The 21,445-nt window shown below is 64.0% G+C and carries 18 protein-coding genes; 11 read left to right on the top strand and 7 right to left on the bottom strand.

Annotated elements, in window-relative coordinates; all coding sequences use genetic code 11:
* Nucleotides 1-14: 14 nt before the first annotated feature.
* Entirely contained in the window at nt 15-3,635 is a 3,621-nt protein-coding gene (locus A0W34_RS15105; RefSeq protein WP_081557886.1) for a cobaltochelatase subunit CobN, read from the top strand.
* A gap of 39 nt (nt 3,636-3,674) precedes the next feature.
* Here A0W34_RS15105 and A0W34_RS15100 read toward each other — a convergent pair whose 3' ends face one another.
* A complete protein-coding gene (locus A0W34_RS15100; RefSeq protein WP_080726674.1) occupies nt 3,675-5,330 on the bottom strand; it encodes a GMC oxidoreductase in 1,656 nt (551 codons plus the stop codon).
* Nucleotides 5,331-5,533: 203 nt separating this feature from the next.
* Here A0W34_RS15100 and A0W34_RS15095 point away from each other — a divergent pair, with 203 nt between their 5' ends.
* Nucleotides 5,534-5,914: a PPOX class F420-dependent oxidoreductase gene (locus tag A0W34_RS15095; protein ID WP_042450954.1), complete on the top strand. Its 381-nt coding sequence runs from the start codon at nt 5,534-5,536 to the stop codon at nt 5,912-5,914.
* A 7-nt stretch (nt 5,915-5,921) separates the two neighbouring features.
* Here A0W34_RS15095 and A0W34_RS15090 read toward each other — a convergent pair whose 3' ends face one another.
* Genes A0W34_RS15090 through A0W34_RS15075 form a run of 4 tightly spaced genes read right to left on the bottom strand, consistent with a single transcriptional unit; the run spans nt 5,922 to nt 10,500 of the window.
* The gene (locus A0W34_RS15090; RefSeq protein ID WP_037131792.1) at nt 5,922-6,827 is read right to left on the bottom strand and encodes a TIGR01777 family oxidoreductase; all 906 of its coding nucleotides are present in this window, start codon (nt 6,825-6,827) and stop codon (nt 5,922-5,924) included.
* Entirely contained in the window at nt 6,827-8,185 is a 1,359-nt protein-coding gene (locus A0W34_RS15085; protein WP_081557885.1) for a metallopeptidase TldD-related protein, read from the bottom strand. The genes A0W34_RS15090 and A0W34_RS15085 overlap by 1 nt, the downstream gene beginning before the upstream one ends.
* The gene (locus A0W34_RS15080; RefSeq protein ID WP_081557884.1) at nt 8,182-9,702 is read right to left on the bottom strand and encodes a TldD/PmbA family protein; all 1,521 of its coding nucleotides are present in this window, start codon (nt 9,700-9,702) and stop codon (nt 8,182-8,184) included. The genes A0W34_RS15085 and A0W34_RS15080 overlap by 4 nt, the downstream gene beginning before the upstream one ends.
* Before the next feature lie 30 nt (nt 9,703-9,732).
* Nucleotides 9,733-10,500 (bottom strand): TSUP family transporter, encoded by a 768-nt coding sequence (locus tag A0W34_RS15075; RefSeq protein ID WP_030536361.1) that lies wholly within the window; start codon nt 10,498-10,500, stop codon nt 9,733-9,735.
* A 38-nt stretch (nt 10,501-10,538) separates the two neighbouring features.
* On the opposite strand from A0W34_RS15075, the gene A0W34_RS15070 reads away from it, so the two are divergent.
* Together A0W34_RS15070 and A0W34_RS15065 are read left to right on the top strand one after the other, a co-directional pair.
* Entirely contained in the window at nt 10,539-11,702 is a 1,164-nt protein-coding gene (locus A0W34_RS15070) for a sensor histidine kinase (RefSeq protein WP_064114397.1), read from the top strand.
* Nucleotides 11,703-11,759: 57 nt separating this feature from the next.
* Nucleotides 11,760-12,419, top strand: a complete 660-nt coding sequence (locus A0W34_RS15065) for a response regulator (protein ID WP_003945024.1) — start codon at nt 11,760-11,762, stop codon at nt 12,417-12,419.
* 37 nt (nt 12,420-12,456) lie between these two features.
* Here A0W34_RS15065 and A0W34_RS15060 read toward each other — a convergent pair whose 3' ends face one another.
* On the bottom strand, nt 12,457-13,116 hold the full coding sequence (locus tag A0W34_RS15060; protein WP_007729826.1) for a hypothetical protein: 660 nt from the start codon (nt 13,114-13,116) through the stop codon (nt 12,457-12,459).
* Nucleotides 13,117-13,366: 250 nt separating this feature from the next.
* On the opposite strand from A0W34_RS15060, the gene A0W34_RS15055 reads away from it, so the two are divergent.
* The 6 genes from A0W34_RS15055 to A0W34_RS15030 all read left to right on the top strand — a co-directional run bounded on the left by A0W34_RS15055 (nt 13,367) and on the right by A0W34_RS15030 (nt 20,068).
* Nucleotides 13,367-13,927 carry an FxsA family protein gene (locus A0W34_RS15055; RefSeq protein ID WP_064444606.1) on the top strand — a complete coding sequence of 187 codons (561 nt, stop codon included), beginning with the start codon at nt 13,367-13,369 and terminating at the stop codon, nt 13,925-13,927.
* A 12-nt stretch (nt 13,928-13,939) separates the two neighbouring features.
* A complete protein-coding gene (locus A0W34_RS15050) occupies nt 13,940-15,574 on the top strand; it encodes an amidohydrolase (RefSeq protein ID WP_073512414.1) in 1,635 nt (544 codons plus the stop codon).
* Between the two features lie 37 nt (nt 15,575-15,611).
* Nucleotides 15,612-17,180, top strand: a complete 1,569-nt coding sequence (gene lnt, locus A0W34_RS15045) for an apolipoprotein N-acyltransferase (RefSeq protein WP_081558815.1) — start codon at nt 15,612-15,614, stop codon at nt 17,178-17,180.
* A gap of 92 nt (nt 17,181-17,272) precedes the next feature.
* Nucleotides 17,273-18,103: a hypothetical protein gene (locus A0W34_RS15040; protein WP_081557883.1), complete on the top strand. Its 831-nt coding sequence runs from the start codon at nt 17,273-17,275 to the stop codon at nt 18,101-18,103.
* Nucleotides 18,104-18,239: 136 nt separating this feature from the next.
* The gene (locus A0W34_RS15035) at nt 18,240-18,893 is read left to right on the top strand and encodes a hypothetical protein (RefSeq protein WP_232329860.1); all 654 of its coding nucleotides are present in this window, start codon (nt 18,240-18,242) and stop codon (nt 18,891-18,893) included.
* Complete coding sequence (locus tag A0W34_RS15030) at nt 18,890-20,068, top strand: PrsW family intramembrane metalloprotease (protein ID WP_003944910.1); 1,179 nt, start codon at nt 18,890-18,892, stop codon at nt 20,066-20,068. The genes A0W34_RS15035 and A0W34_RS15030 overlap by 4 nt, the downstream gene beginning before the upstream one ends.
* Before the next feature lie 429 nt (nt 20,069-20,497).
* Here A0W34_RS15030 and A0W34_RS15025 read toward each other — a convergent pair whose 3' ends face one another.
* A complete protein-coding gene (locus tag A0W34_RS15025) occupies nt 20,498-20,836 on the bottom strand; it encodes an RNA polymerase-binding protein RbpA (RefSeq protein WP_003944971.1) in 339 nt (112 codons plus the stop codon).
* 189 nt (nt 20,837-21,025) lie between these two features.
* Between A0W34_RS15025 and A0W34_RS15020 the strand changes: the two genes are divergently transcribed.
* Nucleotides 21,026-21,382 (top strand): hypothetical protein, encoded by a 357-nt coding sequence (locus tag A0W34_RS15020; protein ID WP_042450945.1) that lies wholly within the window; start codon nt 21,026-21,028, stop codon nt 21,380-21,382.
* The last annotated feature ends 63 nt before the right edge of the window (nt 21,383-21,445 follow it).

Here is a 21,445-nt window from a genome sequence, read left to right as displayed (position 1 = left end):
GGAAGGCTTCACCCGTGATTCTTCTGCTCTCCACGTCCGACACCGATCTGCTGAGCGCCCGCGCCAGCCAGGAAGCCGGCGACGGCGTCTCCTATCGCTGGGCCAACCCCTCACGCTTGCTGGTCTCGGAGGACTTGCCGCCCTTGCTCGACGGCGTCGACCTCGTGATCGTTCGTATCCTCGGTAGCCGTCGCAGCTGGGAAGACGGCGTGGACATGGTCCTCGCCTCCGGACTCCCCGTAGTCGTTCTCGGCGGCGAGCACGCGCCGGACGCCGACCTCATGGAGTGCTCGACGGTTTCCGCCGGTGTCGCTGCCGAGGCTCACAACTACCTGGCCGAGGGTGGCGCACAGAATCTGGCACAGCTGCACCACTTCCTGTCTGACACCGTCCTGCTCACCGGCCACGGGTTCGAACCGCCGGCCCACCTGCCTTCCTGGGGCATCGCTGATTTCGCGCCCGATCTCGACTCGGCGAGCGGTCCGGTCATCGCAGTTCTGTACTACCGCGCCCAGCATTTGGCCGGAAACACCCGGTACATCCAGGCGTTGTGCGACGCGGTCGCCGAGGCCGGTGGCACCGCGCTGCCGATCTACTGCGCATCTCTGCGAACCGCAGAAGCCGAACTTCTGAGCACGCTCCGCCGCGCCGACGCCATGGTCGTGACAGTTCTTGCTGCCGGTGGCACGAAGCCCGCGACCGCGTCCGCCGGTGGCGACGACGAAGCCTGGGATGTCGCCGCACTCGCTGCGCTCGACGTCCCCATCCTGCAGGGCCTGTGCCTGACCAGTAGCCGCGCCACCTGGGACGAGAACGACGATGGACTGTCGCCTCTCGACGTCGCGACCCAGGTCGCGGTGCCGGAATTCGACGGCCGCATCATTACCGTCCCGTTCTCCTTCAAGGAAATCGACTCCGACGGACTGTCCACGTACGTCCCCGACGTCGAGCGCGCTGCCCGTGTCGCCGGGATCGCGGTCCGTCACGGCAAGCTGCGCCACATTCCCACCACCGAGCGTCGCGTTGCTCTGATGCTCTCGGCGTACCCGACCAAGCACGCCCGCATCGGCAACGCCGTCGGTCTCGATACTCCGGCGAGCGCAATCGACCTGCTCACCGAAATGCGTTCTGCCGGTTACGATCTCGGTCCGGTCGACGGTCCGGACGCAGTTCCCGGCCTGGCGGCGAAGGGCGGCGACGCGCTGATCCATGCCCTGATCGCGGCCGGCGGCCAGGATCCCGACTGGCTCACTGCCGAGCAGCTCGAGGGCAATCCGATCCGCATCTCGGCAGCGAAGTACCGCGAATGGTTCGCCACCCTGCCCGAGGAACTGCGCAGCGGTGTCGAAGAGCACTGGGGCGCAGCGCCCGGAGAGCTGTACGTCGACCGCTCGCAGGATCCCGACGGCGAAATTGTCATCGCGGCACTGCGATTCAACAACATCGTCCTCATGGTCCAGCCGCCGCGGGGATTCGGTGAAAAGCCCGTCGCGATCTACCACGACCCGGATCTGCCGCCGAGCCACCACTACCTCGCGGCCTACCGCTGGATCGCTGCAACACCGGACAACGGCGGATTCGGCGCCGACGCCGTTGTGCACCTCGGCAAGCACGGAAACCTCGAATGGTTGCCCGGCAAGACACTCGGCATGTCCAGCAACTGCGGTACCGACGCAGCCCTGGGCGACCTGCCGCTGATCTACCCGTTCCTCGTCAACGACCCGGGTGAAGGAACACAGGCAAAGCGTCGCGCCCACGCGACACTCGTCGATCACCTGATCCCACCGATGGCCCGCGCCGAAAGCTACGGCGACATCTCCCGCCTCGAGCAACTGCTCGACGAGCACTCCAACATCTCCGCACTCGACCCGTCCAAGCTGCCGGCCATTCGCCAGCAGATCTGGACGCTGATGCGGGCAGCCAAGATGGACCACGACCTCGGCCTCGCGGAGCGTCCCGAAGAAGACGTGTTCGACGACATGCTCCTGCACGTCGACGGTTGGCTGTGTGAGATCAAGGACGTCCAGATCCGCGACGGCCTGCACATTCTCGGCCGCGCACCCGAGGGCGACGCCGAAATCGAACTGGTCCTGGCCATGCTCCGTGCCCGTCAGATGTGGGGCGGCGAACAGAGCGTCCCTGGTCTGCGCGAAGCTCTCGGGCTCAGCGAAGACGGCGACGAGTCCCGCAACCGAGTCGACGACGTCGAGGAAAAGGCGCACGCTCTGGTTCGCGGCATGTACGACGCCGACTGGAACCCCGCTGCGGCAGAACAACTCAGCGACGACGAGACCGTCGTGAAGATCCTTCAGTTCGCGGCCACCGAAGTGGTTCCACGCCTCCGACAGACGAACAACGAGATCAAGCAGGTCCTGCACGCGCTCGACGGCGGCTTCATCGCCGCCGGACCGAGTGGGTCACCGCTGCGCGGCCTGATCAACGTGCTTCCCACCGGTCGTAACTTCTACTCCGTCGATCCCAAGGCAGTTCCCTCACGACTGGCGTGGGAGACCGGTCAGGCGATGGCCGAGTCGCTCGCCGCTCGATATCTCGCCGATCACGGCGAGTACCCGCGCTCGGTGGGTCTGTCCGTGTGGGGTACCGCCGCCATGCGTACCTCCGGCGACGACATCGCCGAAGTGTTCGCGCTCCTCGGTGTTCGCCCTGTCTGGGACGAAGCAAGCCGACGCGTGGTCAACCTCGAGGTCATCGATCTCGAAGAGCTCGGCCGCCCGCGCATCGACGTCACCGTCCGCATCTCCGGATTCTTCCGTGATGCGTTCCCGCACGTGCTCGCACTGCTCGACGACGCTGTTCAGTTGGTCGCCGCATTGGACGAGACGGACGAGCAGAACTACGTGCGCGCCCACGCGCAGGCCGACCTTGCCGAGCACGGCGATGCCAGGCGTGCGACCACTCGCATCTTCGGTTCGAAGCCCGGAACCTACGGCGCCGGCCTGCTGCAACTCATCGACTCCAAGACCTGGCGCGGTGACGACGACCTCGCCGAGGTGTACACCAACTGGGGCGGCTTCGCGTACGGCCGTGGGCTCGACGGAATCCCGGCAGCCGACGACATGCGCAGTGCATACCGTCGAATCAACGTGGCGGCCAAGAACACCGACACGCGTGAGCACGACATCGCCGATTCGGACGACTACTTCCAGTACCACGGCGGCATGGTTGCCACCGTGCGCGCGCTGACCGGAAAGTCGCCCGAGGCATATATCGGCGACAGCACTCGACCGGAATCGGTTCGCACACGCACACTTTCGGAAGAGACCGCACGTGTCTTCCGGGCGCGCGTGGTCAATCCCCGCTGGCTCGACGCGATGCGCCGTCACGGGTACAAGGGTGCGTTCGAGATGGCGGCCACGGTCGACTACCTCTTCGGGTACGACGCCACCACAAACGTGGTCGCGGACTGGATGTACGAAAAGCTCGCCGAGACCTACGTTCTGGACGAGCAGAACCAGAAGTTCATGACGCAGTCCAACCCGTGGGCCTTGCACGGAATCGCCGAGCGGCTCCTCGAAGCCGCCGAGCGCAACATGTGGGAGCACCCCGAGCAGAAGACACTCGACGGCTTGCGTCAGGTGTACCTCGAAACCGAAGGCGAACTCGAGGGGGAGTAAACCTCGAGAATCACCGGCAGGTCCGGGCGCTGAAGTGTGTCAGCGTCCGGACTTGATGATCTGAGCGATGTTCCGCTCCGCCAGAGCAGTGATGGTCAGTGACGGATTGACGGTGCCGGTGCTGCCCGGAATGGCAGCGCCGTCCATCACGTACAGGCCGTCGTAGCCCTTGACTCGCCCGTAACCGTCGGTGGCCTTGCCCAGAACCGCACCGCCGAGGGGATGCGCGGTGAACGAGGAATTGACGTCCTTCGCGAACGGCAATGCCGACGGCAGCGTGGTGCCGGCGAAGGCCATCTTGTTCTGGACGGCGCGTAGTGCCTCGACGGTGGCGTCGTTGCCGTTCTTCGGCCAGTTCAGCACCACCCGATCGGAGCCGCCGTCGTAGGCGAAGTCGGCGCGCTGCGAGTCGAGGGTCATCCCCAATGTTCCGAGCATGCCGATGTTGACGGGTAGGCCGGGGACGTACCAATTTTCCAGGGAGAGTGGCATTCCCGACTCGTCGACGATGCGTGATGCCGACGGTGCGGCTTGCGCGGTGCCGTCACTGAAGCCGAACGAGCGCACCATCCCGGCGTCGCCGTTCGTTCCCCAGCCCTTACCGACGTGTTCGTTGAGGTTGGGCAGCGCGCCCGTCGCCTGGGCGCGTACCAACAGTTCGGACGTGCCGATCGAACCGGCGCCGAGGAACAGACGGTCACAGGTAAGAGTCTTCCGGGCCAGAACGCCACCCGTCGGATCCGTCGATTCGACGTCGACGACGTAGCGTCCATCACGTTCGCGACTGATCGCGAGCACCTGATGTCCGTAACAGACGGTGGCTCGTCCGGTGGCTTCGGCGGCAGGAATGTAGTTCTGTGTGAGGTCGAACTTCGCGCCGTTGGAGTTACCCATGTTGCTGTCACCGACAGTGGCCGAGGCTCGGGTTCGGCCGTCGAGTTCTGAGCGCACCACGTCCCAGTTCCAGATCCCGTCGATCCGCTGCGGATCGAATCCGGCACGACGAGCGTCCTGATCCCAACGACGCGAGTGACCGAAGTTCGGGGTTTGGTAAATGTCTTCGGGCAACGGGCTCAGACGCAGCATCTGGCGCACTTTGGGGTACCAGGTGGACGCCATCTCGTCGTAGTCGAGGGAGTTGCCGAAGACTGCGTCGAAGAATCGGCGCTCGGGCGCGATCATCACGCCGGTGAAGATGATGGAACCACCGCCGACTGCAGCGCCGCGCCATACCGAGATGTGTTCGTAGTCGGTGGCATCGAGGACGCCGCTGAAGTAGTCGCACGCCACGGGGAGTCCGGTGAGGTTGGTGAACGATGTTCGCCGGAAGACTCCGCGGCCGTCGGCCAGCATGTCGGAGGTGTGAATCTCCCGTTGCGGATCGTGGGGCCACCGAAGTCCGCGTTCGAGGATGGTGATCTGGGTGCCGCTCTGCGCCAGTCTGAGGGCGGTGGCGCTTGCGCCGAATCCGGACCCGATGACGATGGCTTCGGAATGCTCCGGGGGAGTAGGAGAGGGTGCGAACAACTCGGGGACGAGCGCGCGGTAGTGATCAGCACCCATCGGGAGCGCCCGCAGTGGTGCGGGGGTGGCGTGGCTGGTCGACGTCGAGATGAGCGGTGTCGCGGCGGCAACTGCTGCCCCCGCCCCGGCGGCTTTGAAAAAGTCACGACGCTGCATGTCACGGCGCTGCATGTGTAAGTTCGACTCCCCAGTTCGACGGTTTGCCTCAGAATAACTCGAGATGGAGTTCGGGGACGAAACGGCGTGTCCGACGTCAAGAAGAACCGGATAAAACGTGCATAAGTGGCACTTCCTGGGTGGTACTGATCGGTCGCCAGATAGTCGCGGAAACCTGTCGATGTTCAGCGAGAGGCGCTCGCACCTATCCTCGAGGAGTGAACTCCGACTTCAAGCGCGTCTCCGAGGCCAAGTACGTCCTACTCACGACCTTCCGCAAGGACGGAACGCCGGTGGCGACTCCGCTCTGGGCCGCGCCGGACGGCGACAAGCTCCTGATGTGGACCGTCACCGATTCCTACAAGGTCAAGCGGATCAGGCGAAACCCGTCGGTCACCGTCGCTGCGTGTGACGCTCGGGGAAATCCCAAGGGTGAACCGGTGGCCGCCGTCGCCGAGATCCTCGACGGACCGGGCACCGATCATGCTCGCGACGCGATAGCACGTCGGTACGGAATCCTCGGCTGGATCACCATGAAGGGCAGTCTCCTTCGCCGCGGCAAGACCGGAACGATCGGACTTGCCGTCACTGCAGCCTGACCGCGCGTCAGTTGCCGAGCAGATCGTCCAACGCTGAGTCGAAGCGCGGATAGGTGAATGTGAAGCCTTTGTCCGCCAACACTTTCGATACGGCTTGACGACCCGTCAGGCCCAGGGCAGCGTCGCTGCGAAGAAGGAACGCGCCGATTCTGACCATGAAAGCGGGCGTCGGCGGCGCAGGTGGCCGGTGAAGGTGCTTGCGCAGCCCGGCCATCAGTTCTGAATTGCGGACGGGATCCGGAGCCGTCGCGATGACCACGCCCGAGGCAGCCGAATCGGGTTCGAGTGCCCAACGAACGATCGACAGCCAGTCCTCGATGTGAATCCAACTGGTCCACTGCCTACCCGAGGCGACGCGTCCGCCCAGACCGAGACGCACGAGCAACAGCAGTCGCTCGAGCGCCGGTGTGCCCTTCTCCAACACGACACTGGTTCGCAGGATCACCACTCGTGACGCGTTTGCACCCTCGACCGCTGCCTCCCAGTCCTTTGCGACGTCGGTCATCTGAGGTGGCCCGTCAGCGAGGGGAGAATCCTCGTCCAATCGTGCCTCACCCGCATCGCCGTAGATCGCGAGCGTGCTCGCCTGGATCCACACCGGAACAGGGTTCGCCAGTAGTTTCGACGCTTCAACCAGCGCGCGGGTCGGATCGACTCGGGAACTGGTGAGCAGTGCGATGTTTGCCGGGGTGGGTCGGCGATCGACCAACTCGCCGGCCAGATTGATCACCGCGGCGCCGTCGAGTTCTCCTGCCCAGTCACCCACCGTGACACCGTCCCACTGAACCTGCCTGTGCCTGCCGGGTTTCGGTGAGCGAGTCAGGACCACGACGTCATACCCACGGTCGGCGAGATCGTCGCTGATCCGGCGGCCGAGAGCGCCGGTGCCGCCGGCGATCACGACCTTCGTCATCACTGCGCCTGGCTGACCGAGGACATGTGGAAGTCGGGAACCCGCATGGGCGGCATGGCCGTGCGGGTGAACCAGTCTTTCCACTCCCGGGGAAGCGTGATCTCGGTACGTCCAGCCTCGGTGACCCGCCGCAGGAGATCGAGAGGGCTCTCGTTGAAACGGAAGTTGTTGACGGCGCCGACGATCTTGCCGTCCTCGATCAAATACACCCCGTCACGGGTGAGTCCGGTCAACAGCAGCGTCGTCGGATCCACCTCACGGATGTACCAGAGGGTTGTGAGCAGTAGACCCTTCTCGGTACCTGCGATCATGTCCTCGATCGAGGTGTCGTCACCACCGGTCAGGATGAGATTGTCGCCGGGAACTGCGACAGGTCGACCGAATTCTCGTGCAGCGTGGCGCGGGTACGCCAGCGCATTGACGACGCCGTCTCGGACCCAGTCGACGGGTTCGATCTCCATACCGTTGTCGAACAGTGAGACGGATTCACTCGACGACGTCGTGATCACGAACGGCGCGGATTGCAAGCCCTCGGCGCCGGGGTCGGAGGTGAGTGTCAGTGGCAATCCGAGCTTCTCGCCGATCCGGGTACCACCGGTGGTGGACAGTGCGGTGTGGCCCTCTTCGGCGCCGCGACCCTCCATGGTCCACATCAGATAGATCATCAGGTCCGCCACAGCCGACGGCGGAAGAATTGTCTCGTAGCGGCCGGCAGGCAGACTGACGGAGTTACCCGCCCAGTCGAGTCGAGTGGTCAACTGCGACAAGAGCTTCGGTATCGAGATATCGCTGAAATCGACAGTTCCGGATCCGACCCAGGCGCTGGCGTCGCCGCGCTTGCCGTTGATTTCCACGGAGCCGGTGGCCTGAGCCGTTCTACGTCGCACGCCCGTCGAGGTGCCGAGCCAGGTGGTGTGCAACTGGTGGTGAGCGAAGCCGAACAACTGGTCGCCGCCGTCGAAGCCCTTCGCCAGGTCTGCAGCCAACTGAGCAAAGACACCGATGTCGGTCAGGGCGGCCGGCAGGTCCCAGTCGGTCTCTGCCGCCGACTGCGTGATCAGGTCGGACGCGTCGTCAGCCGGAGTGGCTGTGCGCGCAGCTTCTTCGCTTGCCTGTACGAGCGCGGAAATCTGCTCCGGATCGACACTGCTGGAACTGACAGTGCCCACCTTCGCGATGTCACCCTCGCGCACGATCGAGATCACCGTCCACGTCCGGGACAGCGAAACTCCGTTGGTGGTCATCGAATTGTTGGCCCACCGCAGCGACGCCTCACTCGCATCGGTCACGATCACCAACGATTCGTCTACCGTCCTCGCGGCCAATGCACGCTCGACGACCTGCTGCGGATCGATCACTGCTGAGCCTCCGAACGAGTATTGAGGATGTTGACTCCGCGGAACAGAGCGGACGGGCAGCCGTGGCTGACCGCCGCAACCTGACCGGGTTGCGCCTTGCCGCAGTTGAACGCGCCCTGCAGGCGCCAGGTCGACTCACCGCCAACGGCTTCCATCGAGCCCCAGAAATCCGTCGTCGTCGCCTGATACGCCACGTCGCGCACCTGACCGTCGAGCTTTCCGTCACGGATCTTGAAGAACCGCTGACCGGTGAACTGAAAGTTGTAGCGCTGCATGTCGATCGACCAGGACTTGTCACCGACGACGTAGATGCCGTTCTCGACTCGCGAGATCAGGTCTGCGGTCGAGGTGTCCGTAGAAGGGTCGGGGGAGAGCGAGACGTTGGCCATTCGCTGGATGGGAACGTGATGTGCGGAGTCGGCGTACGAGCAACCGTTGGAACGCGTCAGCCCCAGCCTCGGCGCGAACACGCGGTCTAGTTGATACCCGACCAGTGTTCCCTCTGCCACCAGATCCCACCGTTGAGAGGCGACGCCGTCGTCGTCGAATCCGACGCTGGCCAGGCCGTGCTCTTCGTTTCGGTCGGCGGTCACGTGCATGAGTGGCGTTCCGTATTTCAGCGTTCCCAGCTCGTCCGGCGTCGCGAACGACGTACCGGCGTAGGCCGCTTCGTAGCCGATCGCGCGGTCGTATTCGGTGGCGTGTCCGATGGATTCGTGGATCGTGAGCCACAGATTGGTCGGATCGATCACGAGGTCGGTCGGACCCGCTTCGACGGTCGGTGCCTTGGTCTTCTCGGCCAGCCACTCCGGGATCTGCGCGAGCTCATCGCCCCAGTTCCATGTGCTCTCCGCCCCGAGGTACTCCCATCCGCGGCCTACCGGCGGCGCCAAGGTGCGCATCGATTCGAAGCTGCCGGCCGACTTGTCGACGGCGGTCGCCTCGAACTCGGGGTGCAGACGCACCCGTTGCTGGGTGATCGACGAACCGGCCAGATCCGCGTAGAAGGTCTGCTCCTTGACCTGGAGGACACTCGCCGTGACGTGATCCACGCCGTCGGCGGCTTGAAGCCGTCCGGAGTAGTCGACCAGCAGGCCTACCTTCTCGGCCGTCGGTGTCGCGAAGGGATCTTCGAGGTACGGCGACACCCACGTCGCGTCGGCGTAGACGGGCTCGTCGGCGAGTGTGACCGGATCCCGATTGAGCGAGCGCAATGCCTTCGCGACCTCGACCGCTTGGCGTGCCAGCGCAGCAGCGACATCGGGGGACACCTCGGCGTGCGAGGCGAATCCCCACGTGCCGTCGACGATCACACGGACGGCGACCCCGATCTCGTCTCCGTCGGACACCGCCTGAACTACGCCGTCGCGCAACCTGATCGACTGTGTGAGCACGCGGTGGACACGAACATCGGCGTGCTGGGCGCCGGCCGTTCTCGCTGCCGACAGCGCCGCATCAGCGACAGCTCGCAGCGGGAGGGCGAGGAAATCTGCATCGACATCTCGGGTGACGGTCACGCACACGACGCTAGCCGACGACCGCCGATCTCAGCCGAACTGCTGCCATCCGAGGCGAATCACCATGGCGATCACGACCACCAACAGCGTGATCCGCACGAATCCGGATCCCTTGCTCAGCGCCATCCGCGAACCGATGACCGCGCCGAGAACGTTGCACACCGCCATCGCCAAACCCAAACTCCACCAGACATGCCCGGTGACGGCGAAGTAGGCGAGCGCGCCGAAATTGGAACCGAGATTGATCACCTTCGCCATCGCTGCGCTCCGAACGAATTCGGTTCCGAGGAAGGTCGCGAAGCTGATGATGAGGAAGGTGCCGGTGCCGGGTCCGAGCAGACCGTCGTAGAGGCCGATGAGTCCGGCGGAGAGCAGCAGGACGAGGACGGTCTTGCGCTGCGTCGGACGATGGGTCGCGATCGTGGTGCCCAGCGTCGGACGCATGGTCACGAAGACGGCGACGGCGACGAGGACGACCATCACGATCGGAATGAAGTACTTCTTGTCGATCAGCGAAACGGCCGCCGCCCCGCACGCGGCCGTCACCGCAGCCAACGCGGCTGCCGGCGCCATCTGCCGCCACTCCATCGGGATTCGACGGGAGAACGTGTACACCGCAGCACTCGTCCCGGTGAATGCCGTCAATTTATTGGTGGCCAGTGCCGCCTGTGGGGTCAATTGCGGGGCGACCAGAAAGAGCGCCGGCAACAGAATCAATCCACCGCCGCCGACCACGGCGTCGACCCAACCCGCCGCCGTCGCTGCCGTCATCAGCAGTCCCCAATCAGCAATATCCACGGCGGTGACTCTTTCACAGCTGTGACACTCTTGAGCACATGCGGAGGTTCAGCCTGTGGCTGCGAGGAAAGCCGATGATCGCGGACAGCGCGCTGGCGCTCGTGTTCTTCGCGCTCGAGGTAGTCACGTTCGTCAGTTCGCCGCGTGAGGAGCGGTGGCCTCAGCTCGTCGTCGGATTTCTGATCTGCCTTCCCGTCGTGTGGCGTCGCAAATATCCGCGTATCTCCGCCGCGTCGATCTTGTCGATGTCGTACTTCGCGACCTTGATGATGTGGGCGACAGGGGATCCGGCTGCGGAACATCCAGGCCTGTTGGCGCTCGGGGTCTCGCTCTACACACTCGTTGCGTATGTCGATCGACGCACCGGGGCGATTTTTGCGTGCTTCCTTGCCCTGGACATGACACTCTCGTTGCTCGTCATCCGCGAAGACGTGATCCTCACGATCATCATTGCGACCCTGCTCTATGCACTCGCCTGGATCACCGCCGAGTTCTTGAGCGCCCGCCGCGCCTACGACGAGGAAGTGGCCGCCAGACTCGAAGTGGCCGAATACGAACGGGATCGGCGTGCCGAGGATGCGGTGGCCACGGAAAGAACCCGAATCGCCCGCGAACTCCACGATGTCGTCGCCCACGCGGTCAGCGTGATGATCGTCCAGGCCGACGGCGCGTCGTATGCGGTCGATTCCAATCCCGCGTTGGCCAAGAAGGCGCTCGGCAACATCTCCAGCACCGGACGCGACGCCCTTGCCGAGCTTCGCCGTACCGTCTCGCTGCTGCGCACCGAGGTCAGTACTGATGCGATGCCGCAACACGGAACTGCCGGCATCGCCAAGGTCGTCGAGATGATGCGTGCCGCCGGTCTCGGGGTGCGGCTAGAACTGACCGGCGAGCTCGACGACGTCAGTCCTTCAGTCAGCCTGGGCATTCATCGCCTGGTCCAAGAGTCACTGACCAATGTCCTCCGCCACGCCGGCGCAAATCCGAAGGCACGAGTCACCGTGCGCCGCACCGACACCGCGGTGCTGCTCGAGGTCGTCGACAACGGAACGTCGAGTTCGACCTTCTCCCACGGTTCGGGGAATGGACTGGTCGGAATGCGTGAGCGGGTGGCGGTACTGCACGGGACACTCGAGACGGGACGACGCCCCGACGGCAGTTGGCGTGTGTACGCAGAGTTGCCGCTCGAGATCCACGATTGATACCGGCTCGCCGCAATCGCATTGGCACCGACGTCTCAGGCCCGATAGGTTTACGCCGTGCCCATCACCGTGCTGCTAGTCGACGATCAGGAACTCATGCGGATGGGCCTGAACATGGTGCTCGAAGCTCATGAAGACATCTCCGTCATCGGTGAGGCCGGCGACGGGGCCGCGGCGGTCGCAGCGGCGGTGGCGCTGAAGCCTGACGTCGTGTTGATGGACGTGCGGATGCCGATTGTCGACGGAGTGAAAGCGACCGAGCAGATTCTTGCCTCCGGGATCGAATCCAGGGTCCTGGTGATGACGACCTTCGACCTGGACGAACACGCTCTCGGTGCCTTGCGCGCCGGAGCCAGCGGCTTCCTTCTCAAGGACACCCCGCCCGAGGATCTCGTGTCGGCAATCCGCAGCGTGGCAGCCGGTGACGCGGTTGTTTCCCCGAAGGTGACACGTCGTCTGCTGTCGAGGTTCATCGTGGACGGTCCGGCGCCCCGGCGCGATCCGGTAGTTCTCGACGTCCTGACCGAACGCGAACGCGAAGTCCTCGGACACGTGGCCACGGGACTGTCGAACATCGAGATCGCACAGCAGCTGTACCTGTCCGAATCGACGATCAAGTCGCACGTCGGACGCATTCTCACCAAACTCGATCTGCGTGATCGTGTGCAGGCTGTGGTGCTGGCCTACGAGACCGGACTGGTGACTCCGGGCGCGTAGGCCAGCCGCCTGTCAGGGATCGAGCGTTTCGCTCTGCTCAAGCATCAAAAGAGCCCACTGTTGGCAGCACGATGCAGGTCTTCCCGTCTGCGTAATCGACATTGCCGAACAGAGCGGCAAACACCTTGCCGTCACCGGTGTCGACGACCTTCGAGAGCAACGGCGTATCGAGTACGGGCAACTTCTCGTCCAACGGGACGATGCCGCCCTTGAACGTGCCGACGTTGATCCAGGCAACACTCAACCCTGAGGTCTTGGGTATGCCGACGTAACCCGGGATTGCCTGGAAACGGAGATGGTCGGCCTCGACCCACGGCGGCAACGGGAAGTTCGGACCGGCCTGTGCGGAGCTGAGGGTGACGGTGACGGGTTCACCGGCCACGCCACACCCGACCGTCGGTGCGGGGTACATGAACGACTGCGGCTTGGTGACGCCGATGTCCGGGAGATCGAGAGCGGTCGTGATCTGATCAGCGCCTGCCGTGCCGATCAACTGCTGAACAGCAGCAGAGGCTTCGGGGGAGATGGCTGCGGCCTGCGCGATCAGCGCGGCAATTCCTTCGGGTACCACCGGTTCTGCGGCCGCGGTTCCCGCGCTGATCATCGCGCTGCCGGCGGTGAGTGCCACGACGGCGGCAGTGCCGGCGATGGCAGCGGGAATGCGTCGGGCGAGTGTCTTGCCGGGGAGTCGGCTCATGTCGGGCTCCTTCATTTCATGAGGCCGGGAAATGCGGCCCGAAGTGACTTGACCATGCGCAGAGTCTCAACGTCAACTTGAGGTTTAGAATCGTTAGCGGAGCGTTAGTTAACGCCAGGCAAGTCGCACGTGCGTGAGAGAAGGCCCGTGTGACTCACGGCACCCACCTGTTTTGCACCTCTGCGTCGTTGTCGGGAGAAAAACCGGTCCCTCGAGCGTTGAACGAATAGACCGTCTGAAAGGGGACGTCATGATCGCCGCCGTATTTCTCCTCTACGTGATCGTCGAGATCGCAGCCTTGGTCATCGTGGGCAACGCCATCGGTGTCGCCTGGACAGTGCTGCTGTTTCTCGCCGGATCGCTTGTCGGATTGATCCTCATGCGCTCGCAGTGGCGAAGGGTCATGGACGGGTTCCGTAAGGCCACGCGGGGTGAGGGATCGCCGTCACTGGCGGTCGCCGACGGCGCCTTGGTCGCGGCGGGCTCCGCGTTGATGTTCGTACCCGGACTCGTGACTTCGGTTCTGGGCCTGCTGCTTCTGATTCCGCCGACCCGCTGGGCGCTGCGCCCGCTTGCAGTGCTCCTGGCAGGTAAGCGCGCAGCAGCATTTGCCGCCGGTGGTGACGCCTTCGCCGGAACCGTCGGCTACGCGGCGCGGATGCGCGGAAACGGCGAGGTGATCGACGGCGAGATCATCGTCGAGACACCCGAAACCACCGAGTACGTCGCCAGCAACGGCAAGGAACTCGTCCTCGAGGGTGAGATTCTGGACACGGATGCACCCACCCGTTCGCGGGGGCCGCAGTACTAACAGGCAGACTGGGTGCTCGTGACTACTCGTCTGCTGGTCAACGGCCGGATCTACAGTTCATTTGCACCTGACGCGACCTCGATCGCCATCACCGACGGCACCGTCGTGTGGGTCGGCGACGAGCGCGCCGGACGGGCGTTGCACCCCGCCGCGGAGATCGAAGATCTGGGTGGTGCGTTTGTCACTCCCGGGTTCGTCGACACCCACGTCCACATCACCGCACTGGGACTCAATCTCGTCGGCCTCGATCTCGTGGGCGCGAACTCTCTGGACGAATGTCTCGCGCGAGTACGAACATTCGCAGCCGCGAACCCCGAAACTGCCCATCCCGACGCAGTCATCTGGGGACACGGTTGGGACGACACCGAGTGGGCCGAGCAGACCCCGCCGTCGACCGCAGATCTCGATGCGGCCGCCCCTGGCCGCAAGGTGTATCTCTCGCGGATCGACGTTCACTCGGCCGCGTGCTCGAGCGCATTGCGCGACGGGATCTCCGGCCTCACCGACACCGCTGGATACTCAGCCGAAGGCCCGTTGACGTTCGACGCACACCACCTGGCGCGCAATGCCGCTCGGAATCTGCTGACGGAAACTCAGCGCGCTTCTGCTCGTACCGCTGCGCTCGATCTCTGCGCCTCACGCGGAATCGTGGCCGTTCACGAGTGCGGGGGACCGGACATCTCGGGATTGACCGATTTCCAGGAACTGTTGGCCCACGATCACGGCGTGGAGGTTCGGGGCTACTGGGGTGAGCGTGTCGACAGCGAAGAGGATGCTCGCGCGCTCCTCGACAAAACCGGAGCAGACGGACTCGGCGGGGATCTCTTCATCGACGGCTCGCTCGGTTCGCATACCGCGTGGTTGCTCGAACCCTATGCAGACCAACCTGATTCGACGGGCAATGCCTACCTCGACGTCGACGCGATCGCCGCACACATCCGGGCCTGTACCCTCGCGGGCGTCCAGGCCGGGTTCCATGCCATCGGTGACGGCGCCGTCTCGTCGGCAGCTGCCGCGTTCCGCAGGGTCGCCGACGAACTGGGTGGCCCCAAGGTCGCCGCGTTGGGTCACCGCCTCGAGCACGCGGAAATGATGTCCATGGCCGACGCGGAAACCTTTGCCGCCTTGGGTGTCATCGCTAGCGTCCAACCGGTGTTCGACGCACTGTGGGGTGGCACCGACGGTCTTTACGCCACGCGCCTGGGAGTCGAGCGCGCAGCAGCGTTGAATCCGTTTGCACCTGCTGCCGGTAAGGGTGTCTCGCTCGCATTCAGCTCCGACGCCCCGGTCACCCCCATCGAGCCGTGGGCGATGCTGCGCGCCGCTGTCCAGCACCGCACCGACGGAAGTGGAATCTCGCCGCGTGCGGCCTTCTCCGCGGCAACTCGCGGCGCCTGGCGCGCGGGCGGAGTGCGGGACGGCGCCGCGGGAACCCTCAATCCGGGCGCACCGGCCTCCTACGTGTTGTGGGAGGCAGGCGAACTCGAAGTGAGCGCACCCGCCGACTCGGTTCAGCGATGGTCTACCGATCCGCGCTCGCGCGTACCCGCTCTGCCGAGGCTGGCGGAAGATGCGCCGATTCCGGTCTGCATCAAGTCGGTGCATCGCGGACGCGTCGTCTATCAGCGCGGCTCGTCGAGTGAGTGAGGCCGGCGCAGAGGCGTCTGTCGGTGATCGCTCCCGTGTGAGCGCTGTGCTCACCCGTTCCGCATGGCTACGTTCGCTGTACGCGGCCGCAGGTGGATTCCTGATCTTCGCAGGGTTCCCACCCCGCCCGCTGTGGTTCTTGGCGCCCGTCGGGATCGCTCTTCTGACGTGTGTGTTGACGAACTTCGGGCGCGGCGGACTGCGCCTTCGTGCCGGCTTCGGTTACGGATACTTGGCCGGTCTCGGATTTCTGGTGCCGTTGCTTCCGTGGATCGGTGTGTTCGTAGGTGCGGTCCCGTGGATCGCGTTGGCCGCGGTGGAGTCGTTGTTCATCGGACTGTTCGGGCTGCTTGCGGTTCTGGTGGCGAGGTTGCCATGGGCACCCTTGTGGATTGCTGCGACCTGGACGCTCACCGAGTGGCTTCGTTCCAGCGTTCCTTTCGGCGGATTTCCTTGGGGCAGGCTCGCATTCGGTCAATCCGAAGGGTGGCTCCTCCCTCTTGCGAGTGTCGGCGGTGCGCCGCTGCTCAGCTTCGCGGTGGCCCTGACCGGTACCGGCTTGGCAGCAGTTGCAGTGGCTGTCGCGGCCAAACGATGGGACCGAGGATTCTTCGGAGCTGTTGCCGCTGCCCTCGTGCCCGTGATTATTGCTCTCGTGGTGTCGCCGTTCTTGTCCACCATGGATTCCGGTGATCGAACGATCACCGTCGCCGCCATTCAGGGAAGCGTTCCGAGGTTGGGCTTGGACTTCAACTCGCAACGCAAGCAGGTCCTCGACAACCATGTCGCCGAAACCGTGAAACTTGCTGCCGAGGTGGACGCGGGCCGCGTCGATCAGCCTGACGTCGTGATCTGGCCGGAGAACGCCTCGGACATCGACCCCCTGCGAAACGCCGATGCCGCTGCCGACATCACCCGGGCCTCCGAAGCGATCGGAGCGCCGATTCTTGTCGGCACCGTACTCGTGAACGCCGATCGTACGACCACCAATTCGGTGATCGTGTGGGACGGCGCCAACGGTCCTCAGGAACAGCACGACAAGAAGATCATTCAGCCGTTCGGCGAATACCTGCCCTACCGAAGCTTCTTCCGGAACTTCTCCTCGTACGCCGATCGCGCGGGCAATTTCGTTCCCGGCGAGGGCAACGGCGTTGTCCATGCAGCGGGGGTACCCATCGGTGTCGCGACTTGTTACGAGGTGGCGTTCGACCGGGCGTTCCAGGAATCGGTGCGCAACGGTGCACAGTTGCTGGCGGTACCGACCAACAACGCCACTTTCGGGGACACCGAGATGACCTATCAGCAGCTGGCAATGTCGCGTGTGCGGGCAGTCGAGCACGGCCGCGCCGTCGTTGTCGCCGCAACCAGTGGTGTCAGCGCCATCATCGCTCCCGACGGTGCGGTGACTTCGCAAACCGACCTGTTCGTGCCGGCGGCCCTGGTGGCGAAGGTGCCGCTCTCGACCAGCTCCACCCTTGCCAGCCGAGTAGGTCCGGTGCCGGAGATCGTGCTCAGCATCATCGCGGTCGGCGCGATTGCCATGGCAGTGCTGGCCCGGCGCCGAGATCAGGCTGAGCACTCACCCGAGGAGACTGCGGCAATCTGAGCCGAGCATCGGATATTAGGGCTGCCGATGTTCCGAGGAGCGCCTACGCGGGTACTCGCTGTGCCACCCGTTCCTGCGTAAGGCGGCTTCTTGTGACCGAGCCTGAGAAAACCGAGCCAGACAAGTCCGAGCCCCGGGATGCAGTTCACAAAACCAGTGTCGTCGACGCGGTTCTGCAGTCACCGCTCGCCGGCCTGTCACCGTGGATCTTGCTGTCCTTGCTCTCCGGGCCGGGAAGGTTCGAGGAATCCGCGGCCGCAGCCCTCGGGTTGTCGCTGCTGATCTTGGCGGCCAGTCACCGGCGCGGCGGCACCGTGAAGCTGTTGGAGGTCTTCGACGTCGTGTTCTTCGGCGTTCTGGCGGCCATCGGCCTCCTCGCGTCGGCGAACACGATTCGATGGTTCGAACTCTGGGGAGGCGAACTGACCAACATCGCGCTGGTGGTCTTTGCCTTCGGATCGATCCTGCTCCGCAATCCTTTCACTTTGCAGTACGCGAAAGAGTCGACGCCCGAAGAGTATTGGACGACGCCACTGTTTCTGCACATCAACTACGTCATTACGGCGGTGTGGGCTCTCGCCTTCACCTGGTCGGCCGCAGTGGGCCTGTTCGGAGACGCACTGCTGCACGACGGTGACAACTTCTGGACCGGATGGATTCTGCAGTTGCTCGGAACCTTCTTCGCGATCTCCTTCACCGAGTGGTACCCCGAGTATGCGCCGAACAAGGCCGCTCAGGCTCGGGGCCTCGAAACCGAACCACCGCAGTCGATTTTCAGGCTGTTCGACTTTTTGCCGGTGTTCGTAGCCGTGACCGGCATCGCGGGGTTGGTGACCGACTCCGTTTCCGTGACCGCAGGCGTCACGTTGATTCTGGTCGGCGTGTTCGGACATCTGGCGATGCGACGGTTCACCGTCGACTAGGAGCTCTCGGTGATCTCGCGCCTACGGGAACTTGGTGCACGATCGTCTCGATGACCGGCAGGTGCCGGCTGATGCACGGAACTTGTCCGTTTCTGCGATAGTCAGTGCACCTGCCGTGCAATGGAAACGAGGGAAATTGAGCGTTATTTCGAGTACTGCACACAAGCACGAGCCCCTACACGGAAGACGTCCACCAGCGGATCACCGCTTCCTCGGATTCGACACACGAGTCTTTCCACACGCCCTCGCGATCTTGGCGGTGTGGATGCTCTGGACCGTGATCGTGCCCGCCATCGATTCCGCTGTCTCCTCCGAAGATCCAACCGGCGCCGGAGACCGGATGGCCGTGACCGAAACGGTCTCCTTCGCCGCACCTGCGGGCTGGAATGTCGACAGTGGTTTCCGAACCGACCAACATGGCGCGTCCGATTCGCTCCCACGTGTGACGTTGACCGATGGCACCGTCACCGTGAGCGTCGACGCCGACACATTCAGTGGAACTGCCGACGAACTCCTCTCCCAAACAGATGCCGTGAGTCTTGCGACGAACGGCAGTTCCGTGCTTGCGGTCTCCGGTGCGCGCCAGCCGATCAGCACCGACGGGGGTCTGAGCGGCGTCCAGGTCAGCTTTGACACTCCGCGGTCCGCCGGATCGGTGACCACATTCGTCGTCGACGGCAAGGGAATTCGGGTACAGGTAGTCGGCCCACCCGATCAGATCGCCGCCCGCAGTCGAGAAATCACCGACATGATCGCCTCTATCGGCACACACGAGGAAGACACCAAGTGAGCACCGATCTCCTCGAAACCCGCTCCCGCGCATTCGATACGACGGCCTGGGGCGAGAAATTTCACTTCTTCCAGCCACGCAACGTCGTGTTCTGGATATACCTGTGGATGTGCGGATTCGGCCTCGTCAAAGGCTGGCAGATGTTTGCCCCTTTCGCCGGATACTTCGGGCGCGCACTCCTCGTGGCCGGCATCGTCGGCGTCATCAGCGCCGCGGTCTGGACATGGTGGTTCCGGCACATCGACCGCTACGAACGCCAACCCGTAGGACTAGTGGTCACCGGCTTCATCTGGGGCGCCACCGCAGCAACGTTCACTATCGCAGTACCCGCGAACGGAGCAGTCGGTTCGCTCTACTCGAAGATTTTCGGGCAGGTATGGGCTCAGGACTGGCATGCGGGCCTCTCTGCACCCTTCGTGGAGGAAACCGCCAAAGGCATCGGCATCGTAGTCCTCCTCGCGCTTGCACCACGCCTGGTGCGCACCGCAACCGACGGCCTGCTCCTCGGTGCTTTCATCGGCTTGGGATTTCAAACCAGCGAAGACTTTCTGTACTCGATTGCCGGCGCGACACAGGGCTTCGGCGCCCACCAAACCGACGGCCTGCTCGGTTCCATCGCCACCCGCACCTACTCCGACATCGTCTCTCATCCCCTGTTCACCGCCCTTTTCTGCGCCGGCGTGATCTATCTGATCGGCACCCCGGCCCAGCCCCGGCGGATCGGACGCGGATTGGCGTTGATCGTGGCACCCATCCTGATCCACGGCGTGTGGGATTCCATGCTCGCGATCGCCGGCGGCAGCAGTTCGCTCGTGTTCGTCATCATGATCGGCGACATCGTCTTCGCGTTCACTGCCTTGTGGATCGCGTTCGTCTGGGCGCACCCACGTGAATCCCACTTCGTCCGTGACATTCTCGCCCCGGAAATCGAGTCCGGCGTCCTGACCGACGCCGAGGTGACAGCCGCCGGCGGATGGCGACAACAACGTACTTACGCGAAAGCCGCACCCACTCGCACCGAACGTCGCCAACGACGACATATCGTTCGTGCCGCGCTGGATCTGTGCAGCGACCTAGCTGTCAGCAAGGGCGACGACAGCCCCCAGGTCGTCGAATCACGCAACGAAATCACCCGCCTCCGCCAAGGAACCGCGGCACAGAGCATCACTCGGTGACCGGGAAGTAGCGGAAGAACCGTTCAGCACCGCAAATCATTCACCCACACCCCAGTCGGCCGGGTTGCTTGCCATCGTCACTTGGCAAGCAACCCGGCCGAGTGACTGGGCTACCCGTTCACTCCGTATCGAAGTTTGGTGTACCGAAGTTTGGTGTGTCGCGGGGTGGGGGATACAGCTCACACTGGTGCACGAAGCAGTGCCGATGGTTCTCGAGCGCAAGTCCAGGATTTGCGCACTGTCGGCCCGCGAGTGCGCCTGGATGCTGAATGACGTTGTCCCGAAGTGTCTTTGAGGACCGCGAAGCATCCTGAAGTTGCCACGTCGAAGAAGGGCCGAAGTATGACGTCGACTTGTGAACGATCACTCCCCGTAGAACGAGAAAGACCGCCCGGTGTAGAACCGGACGGTCTTGATCGAAGTGCTAGTTCATGCGCCGCGACGCTTGGCCTTCAGCAAATCGAGACGCTCTTTGAGGAGCTCTTCGAGTTCCTCGACCGAGCGACGCTCGAGCAGCATGTCCCAGTGGGTGCGGGGAGGCTTGACCTTCTTGGCTTCGGGAGCAGTCCCCTCCATGAGGGTGCCTTCGAGGCCGTTTCGGCACAACCAGGTGCCGGGGATCTCGGCTTCGTCCGCGAACGGGATGTCGAAGATCTCGCCGTTCTCGCACTTGTACTTGGCCATACGACGGGGCGCGAGGTCATGGTCACGGTCGGTCTCGTAGCTCACAGCTCCGAGTCGGCTACCTCGAAGTACGCGATCTGCCATGGTGGTGTCCTCTCTTCGTTCGTCACCGCTGGTGGGCGCCCTGACTTGGGGAGTAGACGCTCACACTCATCTACAACGCCACGAGCACCCGATTGGTTCCCGTGTGGCGAGAAGACGCAACCTCTCCATCTTACCGGGTACCGTGCGCGTTCATCGAAGGCGTCCGAATCTCGAGTACAGTGTCGATTCATGGCTGAGAGCACACGCGTCGGATCACCGCAGTCTGCGCGTTCGGGAAACCCGTGTGTGTGGTGTGGTCGAGAGGTCGCGGTGACCGGTGTCGGTCGTCGACGCCGGTACTGCAGCCAGTCTTGTCGACAGCGTGCGTACGAGCAGCGCAATGCCGTCAAGGGCACGTCGATCCCGGCTGACGCCGTCATCTTGACCGCAGTCGAAGCGGTCGAACTCGTGGATCGGATGTTCGAGGTCCGATGCGCTGCCGAAGATGTGGCGACAGCAGTTGCCGAGGGCGCAGAGAGTTCAGAGCTCACACAGTTGTGTGAACGGTTGACCGAGCTTGCCCGCGAAGCCGAACGTTTCCGGTAGAGCAGGTGTGGGCAACCGGTTTCTAGCCTTGCGTCGAGCACTGCAACACTGCGGTGCTCCTGA

Source organism: Rhodococcus sp. BH4, from assembly GCF_002079265.1.
Classification (GTDB): domain Bacteria; phylum Actinomycetota; class Actinomycetes; order Mycobacteriales; family Mycobacteriaceae; genus Rhodococcus_F; species Rhodococcus_F qingshengii.
The sequence above is the reverse complement of the archived record's forward strand: the minus strand, read 5'-3'. Positions and strand labels throughout refer to the sequence as shown.